Source organism: Mycobacterium sp. C31M, from assembly GCF_053345865.1.
The window spans coordinates 43,395-60,034 of record NZ_JBKFAX010000011.1 but is presented as its reverse complement, the minus strand read 5'-3'; the positions used below and the strand labels follow the sequence as shown (position 1 = coordinate 60,034).

Genomic DNA, 16,640 nt, shown 5'->3' with positions numbered 1-16,640 from the left:
GTGGTTCGTGACCCGATGGACGTCCCGCAGATCGCCGCCCTCGGTCCCGACGCACTGGCTCTGGGGCCCGCCGATCTCAAACAGGTGCTGGCCGGCCAGGGCGGCCGCATCAAGACCGTCATCACCGACCAGAAGGTGATCTCGGGCATCGGCAACGCCTACAGCGACGAGATCCTGCATGTGGCCAAGCTGTCGCCGTTCGCGACGGCGGCCAAGCTCACCGAATCACAGTTGGCAGACTTGCACGACGCCATGACCTCGGTTCTCACCGATGCGGTGACCCGGTCGGTGGGCCAACAGGCCGCGACGCTCAAAGGCGAGAAACGATCCGGGCTGCGCGTACACGCGCGCACGGGCCTGCCCTGCCCGGTGTGCGGGGACACCGTGGCCGAGGTGTCCTTCGCCGACAAATCCTTCCAGTACTGCCCGACCTGTCAGACGGGCGGAAAAGTCCTCGCCGACCGACGGATGTCCCGCCTTCTCAAGTAGTAGTTTGCTGGCGTGACCCCACCGCAGTCGGTGTCCGGCACCGCCGCGACCATGACGATCGTCGCCACCGGTCTGGGCGCCAGCATCACCGCATCGGACCCGGTCATCCTGTCGGCGAACATCTCCGCCGTCCGCGCCGGCCTGCAGATGTCCTCGGGCACCGCGAGCTTCGTCGCCGGGATGGCGACCCTGGCGCTGGCCGCCGGAGTGCTCGGTGCGGGCGCGCTCGGGGACAAGTACGGGATGAAACGCACGTACACCGTCGGCCTGCTGGGCACTATCTGCTTCGGGCTGCTGGCCGCGCTGGCGCCCAACGCGGGCGTGCTGTTGGTGGCGCGCGCCGGGGTGGGGCTGGCCTTTGCGCTGCAACTGGGCTTGTCGCTGGCCATCGTCAACGTGGTCTTCCCGCCGGAGCGCCGCGCCGCCGCGATCTCGCTGCATCTGGGCGCCAGCTTCGCCGTCGCGGTCCCGATGCCCGCGCTCGGCACCCTGCTCGTCGAACACATCGGTTGGCGCACCTGCTTTCTGGTCGCACCGGTCCTGGCCGCGGTCTGTCTGGTTCTGGTGCGCCGCTACGTACCGGAGACACCGCGCGGCGACCGTCGGCTCGACACGATCGGTCTGCTGTTGGTGGCGGTCGCGTTGCTGGGCACCGTATTCGGGCTGTCCCGGCTGCAGAGCGGTATGAGTGCCGTCGTGATCGGTTCGCTGGTGCTCGGCGTGATCGCCGCGGTGGCCTTCGTGATGTTCGAACTGCGCACCCCGAGCCCCGCCCTGGATCTACGGATCTTCCGGTCCGGTGCCTTCGACGCGGCCGTCTTCGCCGGCATCACGTTCAACTTCCTCAGCGGCGGGGTAACCGTGCTGTTGGCCTTCTACCTGGTCACCATCCGCGGGGAATCACCTACGGCGCTGGGTCTTCTGATGGCGCCGGCGGCCCTGCTGTCTGCGCTGGCGGCTGGGATCGCGGGCCGGGCCGCGATACGGCTGGGACAGCGGGCCGTGCTGATCGGCGGCCTGCTGCTGTTGATCGCCGGCCTACTGGTCCTCACCAAGCTCGGCGAGCACAGCTCACTGTGGGTGCTGTTCGCGGCGGTCGCGTTCAACGCCGTCGGGTCCGCCGTCGTCGAGACCATCGAGGCCACCGTGATGCTGCAGACCGCGCCCGTGCAGCTCAGCGGTGCCGTCGCTGCGGTGAAAAGTGCTGTCGGACAGGCGGCCTACTCGATGGGGCCGGCGGTGTTCGCACTCGTGGGTACCACGGTGTTCCTGCATTCGGCCGGAATCGACGAGGGACAGGCGCGCGAGGCGCTGCGGGTGGCCCACGGTGGTGCCGGGTCCGCCGCGGGCAGCAATGTGCTCGATCCCCAGCAGGCTCGGGCCGTCGTCGACGGGGTGCACACGAGCATGCTGGAGGCGATCCATACGCTTGGCGCGATGCTGACCGTGGTGCCGGTGGCCGCGATCGTGCTGACACTGATCCTGATCCGCCCGACCGCAAAGGCCACCCATGCGTGATGAGTCCACCGCCGTCGAGTTCATCGCCCGACTCGGGTCGGCGATGCTGGGCGCGGATTACGCGGTGCCGGTGGTGCGGCACGCGTTGGAGAAGGTCGCCGACCGACAGGGCATCGAATGCCCGGTACTGGTGCTGCCCAACTTCATCCAGGCCGGCGACCGACACCACACCACCGTTGTCCGTGGCGACCCGCTGCGCTACGACCAGACCTTCCCGTTGGGTGAGCTGATCGGCCGTGCCGAAAGCCAGTGGATGGATCCTGCCGAGGGGCTGGCCGAGCTGGACCGGATCCACCAGTTGCCGCGGCGCTATCCGGGTTGGGTCGCCGTCATCGGCTACGGGTTGCAGAGCGCCGCGTACGCGCTGATCCTGCAGCCGACCGTGGTGTCGCTGATCGCCGCGACCGGTTTCGGCCTGCTCGTCGGCCTGTTGGAGTTGGTGGCCCGCAACAATGCCGCGCTGCGCCAGTTGCTGCCGGTGCTCAGCGCATTCCTGGTCACCTATCTGGCGTTCAGTCTGGGGCGACTGTTGCACATGGGACATGACAGCCTGCGCATCCTGATCGCGCCGCTGACGCTGTTCCTGCCCGGGGTGGCGATCACCCTGGCGGTCATCGAATCCTCCACCGGGGAGATGGTGTCCGGATCGGCGCGGTTGATGGCCGGCCTGATGCGGCTGGCCCAGCTGGCGCTGGGCATCGTGATAGCCGTCCAATTGCTGGGGCTGACGTGGTCGGAGCTGGCCGACGCACCCGCCAACACGCTGGGCAGCTGGGCGCCCTGGGTGGGCGTGGCCGTCTACGCCGCCGGGATCACCTTCCACATGGGGACCCCGCACGATTTCGTGCCGTGGCTGACGCTGGTGCTGTTCATCGCCTATGGCGCCCAGGTGGCGACCGGTGCGGTGTTCGGCGGTTACACCAGCGGCTTCGGCGGTGGCCTGATCCTGATGCTGTGCGCGCTGGGGCTGAGCCGGCTGTCGCGGACCCCGCGGGCCCAGGTGGTGCTGGCGCCGGGGTTCTGGTTGCTGGTGCCCAGCTCGGTCGGGATGATCGGAGTGGCGCAGCTGGCCGAGGGACAGGGCAGCGCGGCCATCACGGTGATGCTGGTGTCGATGATGTCCATCGCGTTGGGCTTCGCCACCGGTTTTGCGTTGTGGAACGCGTTTCCGCATCGCGGTAACCGGGACGAGTTCGTCGACTGAGCCACCATTTCTTGCCAGATATATAACTCGGTTATCCTGCTGCCATGACCCGCCAGAAGATCCTCGTCACCGGTGCCAGCTCGGGCCTGGGCGCCGGTATGGCCCGCGCCTTCGCCGCCAAGGGCCGGGACCTGGCCCTGTGTGCCCGCCGCATCGAGCGGCTCGAAGAGTTGCGCGCCGAGATCCTGGAGCGCCACCCGTACGCCAAGATCGCGATCGCGGCGCTCGACGTCGACGATCACGAGGCCATTCCGCGGGTGTTCGGTGAGTTGTCCGATGAGCTCGGCGGTATCGACCGGGTGATCGTCAACGCCGGTATCGGCAAGGGTTGGCCGATCGGCGAGGGGAAACCGTGGCACAACTCGGCGACGCTGACCACCAACCTGGTTTCCGGTCTGGTCCAGATCGAGTACGCCTTGCAGATCTTCAAGAAGGCGGGCAGCGGGCACCTGGTCCTGATCTCCTCGGTGCTGGGCAACACCGGCGTGCCGGGCACCAAGGCCGCCTACGCCGCGTCCAAGGCGGGCATGACCTCTTTGGGTGAATCGCTGCGTGCCGAGTACGACAAGGGACCCATCCGGGTCACCGTCATCGAACCCGGTTACATCGAATCGGAGATGACGGCCCAGGCCTCCAACACGCTGCTGATCGTCGACAACGAGACCGGGGTGCGGGCCATGGTCGAGGCCATCGAGAAGGAGAAGGGTCGCGCCGTCGTCCCGAGCTGGCCGTGGGCGCCGCTGACCCAGATCATGCGCCTTCTGCCGCCGAAGTACACCAAACGCTTCGCCTAGGGCGAGCAGACGCAAATCTGCGCTTTTCGGCCATTATCAGCAACTTTGCGTCTGCTTGCGGGACGAAAATCAGTGCGATGTTTAGCTCGTCTGCGTTCGTGGAACTCATCTTCCATGATGGTGAAACTGACGAAACTGACGCCTTTTCTGTTCGCAGGTGCCGCGGGAGCGGCCATCGCGTTCTCGCCGCTCGCCGGGGCAGAGCCCGCTCCGCCGCCGTGCTGGAACGCTGACGGCACACCGTGCGCCGACCTCGGCACGGCCGGTCCCGGTGGGGCCAGTGGCGCCATCCCCGGCGGCCCCGGTGGTGAAGCCGGTCCCGGCGGTGCCAGCGGCGTGATCCCGGGTGGCCCGGGCGGCGCGGCCGGCCCCGAGGGCGCCACGGGTGCGATCCCGGGTGGCCCGGCCGGTACAGCCGGTCCCGGTGGGGCCAGCGGGTCCGTGTCTCCCGGTGGCATCACCGGTAGCGCAGGGCCCGGCGGTGCCAGCGGCTGTATCCCGAACGTCGGGTGCGCCACCATCCCCGCCCCGTAACTGACGCTTGAAACACGCGTACCCGTTGCCCCACACCTCTCGGGGGCCGCGGGTACGCGTGTTTCTGGTGGGCGCGGCTCAGGCCGATCGACCGCGCTCACTGCGGTAGCGCCGCACCAACGCATCGGTCGAGGTGTCACTCTGCGGTGCGGGCGATTCGGGTTCGGTGATCACCGGCAGCAGCGCCTTGGCCTGGGTCTTGCCCAGCTCCACACCCCACTGATCGAACGAGTCGATACCCCAGATCACACCCTCGGTGAAGACCTGGTGCTCGTACAGTGCGATCAGTTGCCCGACCACCGACGGGGTCAGCTCGGTCGCCAGGATCGAGGTGGTGGGACGGTTCCCCGGCATCACCTTGTGCGGCACCACCTCGGCGGGGGTGCCCTGGTCCGCGATCTCCTCGGCCGTCTTGCCGAACGCCAGCACCTGGGTCTGCGCGAAGAAATTACTCATCAACAGGTCGTGCATGCTGCCGGTGCCGTCGGCGGTGGGCAGGTCGTCGGTGGGCCGGCTGAACCCGATGAAGTCCGCGGGGATCAGCCGGGTGCCCTGGTGCAGCAGCTGGTAGAACGCGTGCTGACCGTTGGTTCCCGGTTCGCCCCAATAGATTTCGCCGGTGTCGGTGGTCACCGGGGATCCATCGGCCTGCACCGATTTGCCGTTGGACTCCATGGTCAGCTGCTGCAGATACGCCGCGAACCGGGACAGGTCGTTGGAGTAGGGCAGCACCGCGCGGGACTGCGCATCGAAGAAGTTGTTGTACCAGAGCCCGATCAGGCCCAGTAGGGCCGGCGCATTCTCGGCCAGCGGTGCGGTGCGGAAATGTTCGTCGACCAGATGGAACCCGGCCAGGAATTCGGCGAACCGCTCGCGGCCGATCACCGCCATCACCGACAAGCCGATGGCGCTGTCCACCGAGTACCGTCCGCCTACCCAGTCCCAGAACCCGAACATGTTCGCCGTGTCGATGCCGAACTCCTCGACCAGCTTGGCGTTCGTCGACACCGCCACGAAATGCTTGGACACCGCCTCATCTCCGAGCTCGGCGGTCAGCCAGCGCCGCGCCGCGGTTGCGTTCGTCAGCGTCTCCAGGGTGGAGAACGTCTTGGAGGCGACGATGAAAAGTGTTGTGGCCGGGTCCAGTCCGTCGAGTTTGGCGACCAGGTCGGCCGGATCGACATTGGACACGAACCGGGCCGCGATACCGGCGTCGGCGTAGTGGCGCAGCGCGTCGTACACCATCACCGGACCCAGATCCGACCCGCCGATCCCGATGTTGACCACGGTCGTGATCCGCTCACCGGTGGCGCCCGTCCATTGGCCGGACCGCAACCGATCGGTGAAGTCGCCCATCGCGTCGAGGACGGAATGCACGTCGGCGACGACGTCCTGGCCGTCGACCGTCAGGCTCGCGTCGCGCGGCAACCGCAGCGCGGTGTGCAGCACCGCCCGGTCCTCGGAGGTGTTGATGTGCGCTCCGGCGAACATCGCATCCCGGCGGCCCACCAGGTCCGCGGCGTTCGCCAGATCGACCAGCAGCGCCAGGGTTTCACGGGTGACCCGGTGCTTGCTGTAGTCGATGTAGAGGTCGCCGACGGTGAGGGTGAGCTCGGTGCCGCGGGCGGGATCGTCGGCGAACAGCTCCCGAAGATTCTTCGACGCGATGGCCTCATGGTGGGTGTGCAGCGAATGCCATGCGGAGGAAGAGGTGATGTCAGCACTCATTCTTCTGACCTTAGTGCGGCGCTCGTTTCAAGGGTGTACATGATGGATGTATGCGCATTGAAGACTTGATTTCATCCGTGCCCACCGGACTGTGGATCGGCGGCGAAGAGCGGGCCGGCTCGTCCACCTTCGATGTGCTCAATCCGGCGACCGACGAGGTGATCACCTCGGTCGCCGATGCGACACCCGAGGACGGGATCGCCGCACTGGACGCCGCGACCGCGGTGCAGGCCGACTGGGCCGCCACCCCGGCCCGCGAACGCGGCGAGATCCTGCGTTCGGTGTTCGAAACCCTCACCGCCCGAGGCGAAGAGCTCGCGACACTGATGACCCTGGAGATGGGCAAGGTGCTCGCCGAAAGCCGTGGCGAGGTCAAGTACGGCGCTGAATTCTTCCGCTGGTTTGCCGAGGAGGCGGTCCGCATCGACGGCCGCTACACCCACAGCCCGGCCGGCACCGGCCGCATCCTGGTCACCAAGATGCCTGTCGGCCCGTGTTACGCCATCACCCCGTGGAACTTCCCGCTGGCGATGGGCACCCGCAAGATCGGCCCGGCACTGGCCGCCGGCTGCACCATGCTGGTCAAGCCCGCCCAGGAGACCCCGCTGACCATGCTGCTGCTGGCCAAGCTCATCGATGACGCCGGCCTGCCCAAGGGCGTGTTGTCGGTGCTGCCCACCTCTAAGCCCGGCGACCTGACCACCGCACTGATCGACGACGGCCGACTGCGCAAGCTGACCTTCACCGGATCCACCGGGGTGGGCAAGGCGCTGGTGAAGCAGTCCAGCGACAAGCTGCTGCGCACCTCGATGGAGCTCGGCGGCAACGCCCCGTTCGTGGTGTTCGACGATGCCGATGTCGACGCCGCGGTGGAGGGCGCGCTGCTGGCCAAGATGCGCAACGGCGGCGAGGCCTGCACCGCGGCCAACCGCTTCCACGTCGCCAACGCGGTGCGCGCCGAGTTCACCGACAAGCTGGTCAAGCGGATGAGTGAGTACCAGCTGGGCAACGGCCTCGACGATTCCTCGACGCTGGGCCCGCTCATCTCGGCCAAGCAGCTGGGCATCGTCGCCGACCTGGTCTCTGACGCCGTCGCCCGCGGCGCCGAGGTGGCCGTCGGCGGAGTCGCGCCCGACGGTGCCGGCCACTTCTACCCGGCCACCGTGCTGGCCGATGTCCCGGCCGACGCCCGCATCCTCAAGGAGGAGGTGTTCGGACCGGTCGCACCGATCACCGGTTTCGACACCGAGGAACAGGGCATCGTCGCCGCCAACGACACCGACTACGGTCTGGCGTCCTACATCTACACCCAGTCCCTGGACCGGGCGCTGCGGGTGGCTGAGTCCGTCGAGGCAGGCATGGTCGGGGTGAACCGGGGTGTCATCTCCGATGCCGCGGCCCCGTTCGGTGGGATCAAGGAATCCGGGTTCGGCCGCGAGGGCGGCTCCGAGGGCATCGACGAGTACCTGGAGACCAAGTACATCGCCTTCACCCCCTAGTGATTTCGGCGCGGAAACGTACGGTCAGCGTACGTTTCCGCGCCGAAATCGCAGGGGCAGGGGGTCAGTGGCCGAGCCGGCCGCGGCCCAGACGCAGCAGCAGCATCGCCAGGTCCTTGCCCTCGGGGCCGAGTTCGCTGTAGCGCTCGATGACCTTCATCTCTCGGCTGTGCACCAGCCGGGTGCCACCCGAGGCCATCCGGGCCTTGCCGATGATCTGCGACACCTCGGCGCGGCGCTTCACCGCGGCCAGGATCTCGGCGTCCAGCCGGTCGATCTCCAGGCGCAGTTCGTCGATATCGGCAGCCGTCTGAGTTTCGGCGCTCACGAGGTTCTCCTCACTGTTGGTGGGTTCTTGGTTCATCCGGTTCGGGCCTCACACAACAGAGCCCCGGATCCGGATGCGGACCGCGGGGCTGAAAGGGAAGCAGCTAGACCACGGGCACCGCGGACCGGTACCCGTAAAAAAATCGTCGCTGCTGATGGAGCACGAATCGAGTGTGCCACCGAGGGCCGATTCGATGCAAAGGTACGGTCGGCGTCAATGCGGGCCGTGTCACCGTCCAGAGGTAGATTCGAGACCGAAATGACATCTCTTTTCTCTACCGACTCGGTCGCCGCCTCCACTGACGAACTGCTGGACGGTCTCAACCCGCAGCAGCGCCAGGCTGTCCTGCACACGGGCTCTCCGCTGCTCATCGTGGCCGGCGCGGGCTCGGGCAAGACGGCGGTGCTCACCCGGCGTATCGCCTACCTGCTGGCCGCCCGCGATGTCGGTGTCGGGCAGGTGCTGGCCATCACCTTCACCAACAAGGCCGCCGCCGAGATGCGCGAGCGCGTGGTCGGGCTGATCGGCCCGCGTGCCCGCAACATGTGGGTGTCCACTTTCCACTCCACCTGCGTGCGGATCCTGCGCAACCAGGCCTCGCTGCTGCCCGGGCTGAACTCCAACTTCTCCATCTACGACGCCGACGACTCGCGACGGCTGCTGATGATGATCGCCAAGGACATGGGCCTGGACACCAAGCGGTACACACCGCGGCTGTTGGCCAACGGTATCTCCAACCTCAAGAACGAGCTCGTCGATCCTGATCAGGCCGTCTCGGATCTGACCGAGGTCTCCGATGACATGTCCAAGACCGTCGCCTCGGTGTTCGGTGAGTACCAGCGCCGGTTGCGGGCGGCCAACGCGCTGGACTTCGACGACCTGATCGGTGAGACGGTCGCTGTGCTGCAAGCCTTTCCGCAGATCGCGCAGTACTACCGGCGCCGGTTCCGGCACATCCTGGTCGACGAGTACCAGGACACCAACCATGCCCAGTACATGCTGGTGCGCGAGCTCGTCGGGCATGACACCGAGGACGATCCGGCTGCGGTACCGCCGTCGGAACTGTGCGTGGTGGGCGACGCCGATCAGTCGATCTACGCGTTCCGCGGGGCCACCATCCGCAACATCGAAGATTTCGAGCGCGACTACCCGAACGCGACAACCATTCTGCTGGAACAGAATTACCGCTCCACCCAGACCATCCTGAACGCCGCCAACGCCGTCATCTCACGTAATGCCGGCCGCCGCGAGAAGCGGCTGTGGACGGACTCGGGCGAGGGCGAGCTGATCGTCGGGTACGTCGCCGACAACGAGCACGACGAGGCACGGTTCGTCGCCGGCGAGATCGACTCACTGACGAGCGAGGGTGGAATCTCCTGCCACAACTTCAGCGACGTCGCGGTCTTCTACCGAACCAACAACTCCTCCCGGGCACTGGAAGAGGTCTTCATCCGGTCCGGTATCCCGTACAAGGTCGTCGGCGGTGTGCGCTTCTACGAACGCAAGGAGATCCGCGATATCGTCGCCTACCTGCGGGTGCTGGACAACCCGGGCGATGCGGTAAGCATGCGGCGCATCCTGAACACCCCGCGGCGCGGGATCGGAGACCGGGCCGAGGCCTGTGTGGCGGTGTATTCGGAGAATACCGGCGCCACCTTCGCCGACGCCCTGCAGGCCGCCGCAGAGGGGCGGGTACCGATGCTCAACACCCGCTCCGAGAAGGCCATCGCCTCGTTCGTGCAGATGATCGACGGGCTGCGCGGCCGGCTCGACGGTGAGCTCGGCGATCTGGTCGAGGCCGTGCTGGACCGCACCGGATACCGTCGGGAACTCGAATCATCCAGCGACCCACAGGATCTGGCCCGGCTGGACAACCTCAACGAACTCGTCAGCGTGGCACATGAATTCAGCACCGACCTGGCCAACCGGCAGGCGCTGGCCGAAGACGAACCCGCCGACGAGGATGTCCCCGACACCGGGGTGCTGGCCCAGTTCCTGGAGCGGGTGTCGCTGGTGGCCGATGCCGACGAGATCCCCGAGCACGGTGCCGGGATGGTCACCATGATGACCCTGCACACCGCCAAAGGACTCGAATTCCCAGTCGTTTTCGTCACGGGCTGGGAGGACGGGATGTTCCCGCACATGCGCGCGCTCGGTGACCCGACCGAACTGTCCGAGGAACGTCGGCTGGCCTATGTCGGTATCACCCGCGCCCGGCAGCGGCTGTACCTGAGCCGGGCCAAGGTGCGGTCCTCCTGGGGGCAGCCGATGCTCAATCCGGAGTCACGGTTCCTGCGGGAGATCCCCGAGGACCTGATCAACTGGCGCCGGGTCGACACGCCGTCGTCGGCGCCCAGTGCCCCGGTGAGCACCGGACGGTTCGCCGCCAACGCGCGTCCGGCCCCCGGCAAGCCCCGCAACCGCACGGTGATCACGCTCGAACCCGGCGACCGGGTGACCCACGACAAGTACGGCCTGGGCCGCGTCGAGGAGGTCTCCGGTGTCGGTGAGTCGGCGATGTCGTTGATCGACTTCGGCAGCGCGGGCCGGGTCAAGCTGATGCACAACCACGCACCGGTGCAGAAGCTCTAGGAGCGCGCCCAGCGACGCGTCGCCGGCAGCAGCGTGAGCACGGTGGCGGCGATCGGCAGCACCGGCATCGCGTAGACCACCGGATGCAGTTTGGCCCCGGCCAGGAACAGGCTGCCGAAGATCAGCACCCCGATCGCGGCGCCGACGATGATCAACAGCCGACCCATCCGGCGCTGCAGCAGCAGTGCGATCAGCCCGCCGATGCCGGCGGCCGCCGAGGTGGCGGGGAGGAATCCCATGGCGGCGCAGAACAGTCGGTCGGTGCTCCACCATCCGGCGATCAGATCGGTGGCGATGACGGCGGTCGCCCACCCGCTCAGGATGCTCGCAACGGCGGCTGCAATCGCTGTGGCCGCTCCGTCGGACGGGCGGCGGGGGACGGTGACCGGCACGGGCCGCGGGATGTAGGTGGTCTGCCCCGACTCGACCGGTGAGCGGACGAACTCGGTGCGGTCGTCGGACAGCGATGGGGTCAGCGCCGGGAAGGAGCCGGTGGGATGCCGACGGATGATCCGAGGTGTTTCGGGTGATGACGGTGGAGGCTCTGCGGTCACTTCACCACGTTAGTCACCCGAGGGGTGGATCAGCCGACGTAGCTGCCGGGGGAGAGCCCGCGCTGTGCCAGCCACGGCACCGGATCGATCCGGTTGGAACCGTTCTGCAGCACCTCGAAGTGCAGGTGCGGGCCGGTGGAGTTGCCGCGGTTGCCCATGGTGGCGATCTGATCGCCGGCCATCACACGTTGCCCCTTGCTGACCAGCCAGGTGTTGATGTGGCCGTACAGGGTCACGGTGCCGTCGGAGTGCCGCAGCTTGACCAAGGCGCCATAACCGGCGGTGGGGCCGACCTCGACGACGACGCCGTCGCTGGCGGCCAGAATCGGGGTGCCGATCGGGCCGGCGATGTCGATGCCGCCGTGCAGCACGCCCCAGCGGTAGCCGAAGCCGGAGGTCCACACACCTTTGGTGGGCATCGCGAACATCGGCCGGGTCAGGCGGGCTTCGCGGTCGGCGCGCTCCTGGGCGAAGGCGGCGGCCTTGGTGATCTCCTCGGCGTGCACCGCGGAACTGGCCACCGGCTGCACCGCGACGATCTGGACCCCGTCCGAGGATCCGGTGATCGAGGCGCCCTCGATGACCGCGCCGTCGGCGGCCAGCACGGTATCCGGGGCGGGGGTGGTCTCTGCGGGGTTGGACAGCGAGTAGGCGCCCGAGGCGGTGGCGCCGGCGGCCATCGCCGCGATCATCAGGCGGCTCTTGACCGCGCCGACGGTCTGCTTGCGGTGAGCTCCGCCGCTGCGTTGTCCATCGGCGCGATGGATGCGCATGTCGATGACGTCGGTGAGTGCGGTGCCGTCACTGATATCGGTGTGGCTGTCGCGGTAGGCATGGGCGGAGCTCGCGCTCTCGGCGGCGAACTCGGCCGGTACGGCCAGTCGCAACGGAGTCAGGTCATCGGTGTCGTGCATGTCGTCGAGCTCCGGGGCGGCGATCACGCGCTGCTCCTTGTCGAATGCGGAGCTGTCCCGAAAGTCCAGCTCATGCAGGTCGCCGAACTCGTTGAACGGGATGATGTCGGTGACTTCGGCAGGACTCGGGGCGGCCTTTCGGATCGTCGCTGCTCCCCGGGGGGATCGGGACGAACTGTGCTCAGCCAACCTGAAAATTCCTTAGTGCCGTGACCTGACCGTTACCAAGACCAGTAGGCACGTTAACCAAATCCCAATGTTGGTGGCAACTCAAGAGATGATTCCCGGCGCGAATGTGACCTGTATCACCAGGGGCTCCCGGTGAGATGTACCACATGAGCGGTAGGCGGTGCGGGCGCTCGCGACGCGTGTGGATACAGTGCCAGCGAGCCAGTCACGGCCAGCGGGTCGGTCCGGCACACACCCTGACAGACACCCCTTTAGGAAGCTCATGGATCTGTTCGAGTACCAGGCGAAGGAACTCTTCGCCAAGCACAACGTGCCGACCACGCCGGGCCGGGTCACCGAGTCCGCGGACGACGCCAAGGCGATCGCCGAGGAGATCGGCAAGCCGGTCATGGTCAAGGCTCAGGTCAAGGTCGGCGGTCGCGGTAAGGCCGGCGGCGTCAAGTACGCGGCGACCCCCGCCGATGCGCTGGAGCACGCCGGCAACATCTTGGGCCTGGACATCAAGGGCCACATCGTGAAGAAGCTGCTGGTTGCCGAGGCGAGTGACATCGCCGAGGAGTACTACATCTCCTTCCTGCTCGACCGCTCCAACCGCACCTACCTGGCCATGTGCTCGGTCGAGGGTGGCATGGAGATCGAAGAGGTCGCCGCGACCAAGCCGGAGCGCCTGGCCAAGGTGCCCGTCGACGCCGTCAAGGGTGTCGATCTGGCGTTCGCCCGCGAGATCGCCGAGAAGGGCCACCTGCCCGCCGAGGTGCTCGACGCCGCCGCGGTCACCATCCAGAAGCTGTGGGAGGTGTTCATCGGCGAGGACGCCACCCTGGTGGAGGTCAACCCGCTGGTGCGCACGCCCGACGACCAGATCCTGGCCCTGGACGGCAAGGTCACCCTGGACGCCAACGCCGACTTCCGCCAGCCCGGCCACGCCGAGTTCGAGGACAAGGACGCGACCGATCCCCTGGAGCTCAAGGCCAAGGAGAACGACCTCAACTACGTGAAGCTCGACGGTGAGGTCGGCATCATCGGCAACGGCGCGGGTCTGGTCATGTCGACCCTGGACGTCGTCGCCTACGCCGGCGAGAACCACGGTGGTGTGAAGCCCGCCAACTTCCTCGACATCGGTGGTGGCGCCTCGGCCGAGGTGATGGCCAACGGTCTGGACGTCATCCTGGGCGACAGCCAGGTCAAGAGCGTCTTCGTCAACGTCTTCGGTGGCATCACCTCGTGTGACGCCGTGGCCAACGGCATCGTCAAGGCTCTGGAGATCCTGGGCGACGCCGCCACCAAGCCGCTGGTCGTCCGCCTGGACGGCAACAACGTCGAAGAGGGCCGCCGCATCCTCGCCGAGGCCAACCATCCGCTGGTCGTACAGGCCGAAACCATGGACTCCGGGGCCGACAAGGCCGCCGAGCTGGCCAATAAGTAAGGGAGCCAACAGAAAATGTCTATCTTCCTGAACAAGGACAGCAAGGTCATCGTCCAGGGCATCACCGGTGGTGAGGGCACCAAGCACACCAAGCTGATGCTCAAGGCCGGCACCCAGATCGTCGGTGGCGTCAACGCCCGCAAGGCCGGCACGACCGTGTCCCATGAGGACAAGGACGGCAACGCCATCGAGCTGCCCGTCTTCGGTTCGGTCGCCGAGGCCATCAAGGAGACCGGCGCCGACGTGTCGATCGCCTTCGTGCCGCCGGCGTTCTCCAAGGACGCCATCATCGAGGCCATCGACGCCGAGATCCCGCTGCTGGTCGTGATCACCGAGGGAATCCCGGTGCAGGACAGCGCCTATGCGTGGGCTTACAACGTCGAGAAGGGCAACAAGACCCGGATCATCGGCCCGAACTGCCCCGGCATCATCACCCCGGGTGAGTCGCTGGTCGGCATCACGCCGAACAACATCACCGGCAAGGGCCCGATCGGCCTGGTGTCGAAGTCGGGCACGCTGACCTACCAGATGATGTACGAGCTGCGCGATCTCGGCTTCTCGACCGCCATCGGTATCGGCGGCGATCCGGTCATCGGCACCACCCACATCGACGCCCTGGAGGCGTTCGAGAAGGACCCCGAGACCAAGCTGATCGTGATGATCGGTGAGATCGGTGGCGACGCCGAGGAGAAGGCCGCCGCCTTCATCCAGGCCAACGTCACCAAGCCGGTCGTCGGTTACGTCGCGGGCTTCACTGCTCCCGAGGGCAAGACCATGGGCCACGCCGGCGCCATCGTCTCCGACGGTGCGGGCACCGCCGCGGGCAAGCAGGAGGCCCTGGAGGCCGCCGGTGTCGCGGTCGGCAAGACGCCGTCCGAGACCGCCGCCAAGGCGCGCGAGCTGTTCAACGCGCTGTAAGTTTCACTGCGCCAACGGAAAGGCCCCCGCGGGATGCGGGGGCCTTTTTCGTATCGCGCGGTCAGGGGCGACCGCCCAGATGCTCGGCCAGGAACTTCTCGACGGCGTGGTACATGTCGATGCTGTTGTTCGGGTTGACGAACCCGTGCCCCTCGTCCTCCTTGACCATGTACTCGACCTCCACGCCGCGGGCCCGCAGCGCGGCGACCATGTTGTCGGACTCGGCCTGCACGACGCGGGAGTCGTTCGCGCCCTGCACCACCAGCAGCGGGGTGCGGATCTGATCGACCTTGGTGATCGGCGAACGCGCCAGCATATCGGCCTCGGCCGCCGGGTCGGTCGGATCACCCACATACAGATGCCAGTTGGTGGCCAGGAACCGGCGCCCGACATTGGGCAGTGTCCGCATGAAATTCGCCAGGTCCGAGATGCCGACATAGTCGATGGCGGCGGCGAACACGTCCGGGGTGAAGGTGACCCCGACCAGGGTGGCGTACCCACCGTAGGAGCCACCGAAGATCGCCACCCGGTCGCGATCGGCGTAGCCCTGTTTGACGGCCCAGTCCACCGCGTCGATCAGGTCGTCGTGCATCTTGCCGGCGAACTCACCGATCGCGGCCTGGGTGAACGACTTTCCGTATCCGGTCGACCCGCGGAAGTTGACCTGTAGCACCGCATACCCGCGGTTGGCCAGCAGTTGCACGTCGGGCTGGTAGTTCCAGGCATCGCGGGCCCACGGCCCGCCGTGCACGAGCAGCACCGTCGGCAGATCGCGGGGCTCGACGCCGACCGGCAGGGTCAGGTACCCGTGCAGATCCAGTCCGTCTCGGGACTCGATGGTCACCGGTGTCATCGGTGCGAGTGCCGCGGGATCCAGATTGGGGTAGGGCCGCAACAACAGTCGGCTCTCGCCGGTGGCGCGATCGTAGAAATACGTGACACCCGGCTCCCGGTCGTGGCTGAAGCTGACCACCCAGCGTTGCCCGCTGTCATCGCTGGAGATGGCGGACGGGTCGCCGTCGGACAGCCCGGTGAGATGGTCGAGTACCGCGGCGAAATCGGGGTCGAGTGCGTGGATCACCTGTCGCTCACCGTAATAGCGCACGCCGATCAGGTCTCCGGTCCGCTCACTGATGATGAACGGTGACGGGAGCATGATCTGCGCGCCCAGGTCGAAGCCGGGATGGCTGTCCACGACGGTCTCGGTGCCGGTGGCGACATCGAGGCGCACCGGTCGCAACTGGTCGCTGCCGTCATAGGAGCCCAGCCATATACCTTTCCCGTCCGGGGTCGGTGCGATGGGGTGGATGCCCAACGGGTAGTCGCGCCCGTCGTAGACCTTGATGGGTCGCAGCGTGCCGGTGGCCGGATCCCAGTGGGAGATCTCGACATCCCCGTCGGCGGTCAGGGTGTTGGTGAACAGATCACCACCCGGTCCGCTGACCCAGTGGATGACATTGCCGGGATTCTCGGCCAGCAGCGTGAGTTCGCCGCCGGCGATGTCGAGTTCGTATGCGTCGACGAGTTCCTCGTTGCGGGCATTGTGCAGCACCATGGCCTTGCCGGGCTTGGCCCGCAGCAGCTCGAAGGAGGCCCGGGTGTTCGGGAACGGGGTGAGGTCCACGGCGACGGCGTTCGGATCGTCGAGGTCGACGCGGTAGAGATGCCAGTGCTCGTCGCCGCCGCTGTCCTGCATGTAGAGCAGCCATCGTGAGTCGTGGGTCCAACTGTAGATGTAGACGCTGCGGGTCTCGTCGGCGGTGACACAACGTGGCGGCGGCACGCCCTCCCCGGTGTCTATGTCCTGCACCCAGATGTTGAGACGATCACGCCATGGGGCCAGGTAGGCGATCCGGGTTCCGTCCGGGGAGATGGTGGCACCGGCGCGCTCGGGCGGGCTGAAGAACTCTTCGACGGAGATGCGCTGTGGAAGTGCGGCTTTGGCCACAATGG

14 protein-coding genes are annotated in these 16,640 nt (G+C 67.1%); 9 read left to right on the top strand and 5 right to left on the bottom strand.

The genetic code is table 11. The annotated features are described in order from the left end of the window. Positions 1 to 15: 15 nt before the first annotated feature. The 5 genes from ACLBYA_RS17665 to ACLBYA_RS17645 all read left to right on the top strand — a co-directional run bounded on the left by ACLBYA_RS17665 (position 16) and on the right by ACLBYA_RS17645 (position 4,539). On the top strand, positions 16 to 489 hold the full coding sequence (locus ACLBYA_RS17665; RefSeq protein WP_447710892.1) for a zinc finger domain-containing protein: 474 nt from the start codon (positions 16 to 18) through the stop codon (positions 487 to 489). A 12-nt stretch (positions 490 to 501) separates the two neighbouring features. Beyond that, complete coding sequence (locus ACLBYA_RS17660) at positions 502 to 2,007, top strand: MFS transporter (protein WP_447710726.1); 1,506 nt, start codon at positions 502 to 504, stop codon at positions 2,005 to 2,007. Continuing rightward, positions 2,000 to 3,211, top strand: a complete 1,212-nt coding sequence (locus tag ACLBYA_RS17655; RefSeq protein ID WP_447710725.1) for a threonine/serine ThrE exporter family protein — start codon at positions 2,000 to 2,002, stop codon at positions 3,209 to 3,211. Before ACLBYA_RS17660 ends, ACLBYA_RS17655 begins: the two co-directional genes overlap by 8 nt. A gap of 44 nt (positions 3,212 to 3,255) precedes the next feature. After that, on the top strand, positions 3,256 to 4,005 hold the full coding sequence (locus ACLBYA_RS17650) for an SDR family oxidoreductase (protein WP_447710724.1): 750 nt from the start codon (positions 3,256 to 3,258) through the stop codon (positions 4,003 to 4,005). Between the two features lie 114 nt (positions 4,006 to 4,119). Then, positions 4,120 to 4,539, top strand: coding sequence for a hypothetical protein (locus tag ACLBYA_RS17645; protein ID WP_447710723.1), 420 nt, complete (start codon positions 4,120 to 4,122; stop codon positions 4,537 to 4,539). 78 nt (positions 4,540 to 4,617) lie between these two features. On the opposite strand, the gene pgi is transcribed toward ACLBYA_RS17645, so the two are convergent. Then, positions 4,618 to 6,267, bottom strand: coding sequence for a glucose-6-phosphate isomerase (gene pgi / locus ACLBYA_RS17640; protein WP_447710722.1), 1,650 nt, complete (start codon positions 6,265 to 6,267; stop codon positions 4,618 to 4,620). Between the two features lie 50 nt (positions 6,268 to 6,317). Here pgi and ACLBYA_RS17635 point away from each other — a divergent pair, with 50 nt between their 5' ends. Beyond that, positions 6,318 to 7,766 carry an NAD-dependent succinate-semialdehyde dehydrogenase gene (locus tag ACLBYA_RS17635; protein WP_447710721.1) on the top strand — a complete coding sequence of 483 codons (1,449 nt, stop codon included), beginning with the start codon at positions 6,318 to 6,320 and terminating at the stop codon, positions 7,764 to 7,766. 64 nt (positions 7,767 to 7,830) lie between these two features. Here ACLBYA_RS17635 and ACLBYA_RS17630 read toward each other — a convergent pair whose 3' ends face one another. Next, on the bottom strand, positions 7,831 to 8,130 hold the full coding sequence (locus ACLBYA_RS17630) for a chorismate mutase (protein ID WP_447710720.1): 300 nt from the start codon (positions 8,128 to 8,130) through the stop codon (positions 7,831 to 7,833). A 222-nt stretch (positions 8,131 to 8,352) separates the two neighbouring features. Between ACLBYA_RS17630 and pcrA the strand changes: the two genes are divergently transcribed. Next, complete coding sequence (gene pcrA, locus ACLBYA_RS17625) at positions 8,353 to 10,686, top strand: DNA helicase PcrA (protein ID WP_447710719.1); 2,334 nt, start codon at positions 8,353 to 8,355, stop codon at positions 10,684 to 10,686. Here pcrA and ACLBYA_RS17620 read toward each other — a convergent pair. Then, complete coding sequence (locus ACLBYA_RS17620) at positions 10,683 to 11,240, bottom strand: hypothetical protein (RefSeq protein WP_447710718.1); 558 nt, start codon at positions 11,238 to 11,240, stop codon at positions 10,683 to 10,685. The two genes, pcrA and ACLBYA_RS17620, sit on opposite strands and share 4 nt — an antisense overlap. 29 nt (positions 11,241 to 11,269) lie before the next feature. Then, on the bottom strand, positions 11,270 to 12,343 hold the full coding sequence (locus ACLBYA_RS17615) for a M23 family metallopeptidase (protein ID WP_447710717.1): 1,074 nt from the start codon (positions 12,341 to 12,343) through the stop codon (positions 11,270 to 11,272). Between the two features lie 262 nt (positions 12,344 to 12,605). Here ACLBYA_RS17615 and sucC point away from each other — a divergent pair, with 262 nt between their 5' ends. Next, positions 12,606 to 13,769 carry an ADP-forming succinate--CoA ligase subunit beta gene (gene sucC, locus ACLBYA_RS17610; protein ID WP_447710716.1) on the top strand — a complete coding sequence of 388 codons (1,164 nt, stop codon included), beginning with the start codon at positions 12,606 to 12,608 and terminating at the stop codon, positions 13,767 to 13,769. 15 nt (positions 13,770 to 13,784) lie between these two features. Further along, on the top strand, positions 13,785 to 14,687 hold the full coding sequence (sucD, locus tag ACLBYA_RS17605; protein WP_447710715.1) for a succinate--CoA ligase subunit alpha: 903 nt from the start codon (positions 13,785 to 13,787) through the stop codon (positions 14,685 to 14,687). A 61-nt stretch (positions 14,688 to 14,748) separates the two neighbouring features. Here the strand turns inward: sucD and ACLBYA_RS17600 are convergent, their stop codons facing one another. Further along, positions 14,749 to 16,635 (bottom strand): alpha/beta fold hydrolase, encoded by a 1,887-nt coding sequence (locus ACLBYA_RS17600; protein WP_447710714.1) that lies wholly within the window; start codon positions 16,633 to 16,635, stop codon positions 14,749 to 14,751. Positions 16,636 to 16,640 lie beyond the last annotated feature (5 nt).